The following is an 831-nucleotide window of genomic DNA, read 5'->3' as shown; positions in this document are numbered from 1 at the left end:
TAAATTTGGCTCTGTATTTGGTAAAGAATACAGCGTTACCAAAAGCAATGATGGTGAAATTAGCCTCAAACAAAAAGAAAATCGCAGCTTTTTTAATCGCTTTTTTAGCAAAACAGATTCATCGAAAAACAGCGACTTAAAGCTGAACTTGATGAACCAACAACTGCACAAAAAAGAGAACAACGGCAACGTTAAGGTCCTGACGTTAACGTACAACCAAGCCAACCAAAAGATGCCTGCAGAGACGAAGAACTACTTCCAAAACCTTATCCAAAAGGGTGACTATGATGTGGTCTTATTTGCCGAACAAGAATCGAAATTGCTTGCTAACGACCTAGAACTCGATGGCATGAACCTGCTTAGCCAAAACAAAATGAAAGTCATGACTAAAGGGCTTGGTGAAGGTATCAGCTACACTTCGATGTCTGTTTTTGCGAAAGATGGCGTCGATATTAACGTGAAAAATGAGTCTGAATATCGTCACGGCATCGGTGGACGAAACATGGAATTCTTCATGGGCATCACGGGTAATAAAGGCGGCGTGAAAACGGCTTTGGAGATCAATGGACAACCTTTAAACGTCATTTCTGCACACCTGGATTCCAACAAAGAAGTCAAACGTGAGTTCGAAGGCAACAAGTTGATGGAAGGCATTAATCCAAATGAGGAAGTTCTGATCACTGGCGATCTCAATGAACGTGAGAAGCGCGTTGCTGAAGGCTCTGATGTACTGTACGACCCAATTGCCCACGATGATACGCACTTAGCGAAACATGGCTTTAAGTTCAAACCACTCGATAGCCATACTTACATGCAGCTAGATAAGCACAC

1 pseudogene is annotated in these 831 nt (G+C 42.2%); it reads left to right on the top strand.

Annotated elements, in window-relative coordinates:
- Window positions 1–831 (top strand): annotated as a pseudogene (locus R7Z47_RS24385) (VPA0450 family T3SS effector inositol phosphatase); the annotation flags it as partial.

Source organism: Vibrio sp. 1641 (genome assembly GCF_033339995.1).
In the GTDB taxonomy this organism is placed as follows: Bacteria; Pseudomonadota; Gammaproteobacteria; order Enterobacterales; family Vibrionaceae; genus Vibrio; species Vibrio alginolyticus.
The sequence above is the reverse complement of the archived record's forward strand: the minus strand, read 5'-3'. Positions and strand labels throughout refer to the sequence as shown.